General features: G+C 61.9%; 1 protein-coding gene. It reads right to left on the reverse strand.

The annotated features are described in order from the left end of the window. A partial coding sequence (gene tuf / locus BM438_RS44540) for an elongation factor Tu (protein WP_244179625.1) occupies window positions 1-1,160 on the reverse strand: 1,160 nt, incomplete at both ends.

Here is a 1,160-nt window from a genome sequence, read left to right on the forward strand (position 1 = left end):
ATCTTGGCAACCACACCTGCGCCGACCGTACGGCCGCCTTCGCGAATTGCGAAACGCAGACCTTCTTCCATCGCGATCGGGTTGATCAGCTTCACCGTGATCGACACGTTGTCGCCCGGCATGACCATTTCCTTGTCCTTCGGCAACTCGATCGAGCCCGTCACGTCCGTCGTACGGAAGTAGAACTGCGGACGATAGTTGTTGAAGAACGGCGTGTGGCGGCCGCCTTCGTCCTTGCTCAGCACGTACACTTCAGCCGTGAAGTGCGTGTGCGGGTTGATCGAACCCGGCTTCGCCAGAACCTGGCCACGCTCCACGTCTTCACGCTTCGTGCCGCGCAGCAGGATACCCACGTTGTCGCCTGCCTGACCCTGGTCGAGCAGCTTGCGGAACATTTCCACGCCCGTGCAGGTCGTCTTCACCGTCGGCTTGATACCGACGATTTCGATTTCCTCGCCAACCTTCACCACGCCGCGCTCAACGCGACCCGTCACCACCGTGCCGCGACCCGAGATCGAGAACACGTCTTCCACCGGCATCAGGAACGCACCGTCAACTGCGCGCTCCGGCGTCGGGATGTACGTGTCCAGCGCGTCGGCCAGGTTCATGATCGCCACTTCGCCCAGCTCGCCCGTGTCGCCTTCCAGCGCCAGCTTGGCCGAACCCTTGATGATCGGCGTGTCGTCGCCCGGGAAGTCGTACTTCGACAGAAGTTCGCGAACTTCCATCTCGACGAGTTCCAGCAGCTCAGCGTCGTCCACCATGTCGCACTTGTTCAGGAACACGATGATGTACGGAACGCCAACCTGACGCGCCAGCAGGATGTGCTCACGCGTTTGCGGCATCGGGCCGTCTGCAGCCGAGCACACCAGGATCGCGCCGTCCATCTGCGCTGCGCCCGTGATCATGTTCTTCACATAGTCAGCGTGGCCCGGGCAGTCGACGTGTGCGTAGTGGCGGTTAGCCGTTTCGTACTCGACGTGCGCCGTGTTGATCGTGATACCACGCGCCTTTTCTTCCGGCGCCGCGTCGATCTGGTCGTATGCCTTTGCTTCGCCGCCAAACTTCTTGGTCAGCACCGTCGTGATCGCTGCCGTCAGCGTGGTCTTGCCGTGGTCAACGTGACCGATCGTGCCGACGTTCACGTGCGGCTTGGTCCG

Origin of the sequence: Paraburkholderia aspalathi (genome assembly GCF_900116445.1) — a bacterium.
Lineage (GTDB): Bacteria > Pseudomonadota > Gammaproteobacteria > Burkholderiales > Burkholderiaceae > Paraburkholderia > Paraburkholderia aspalathi.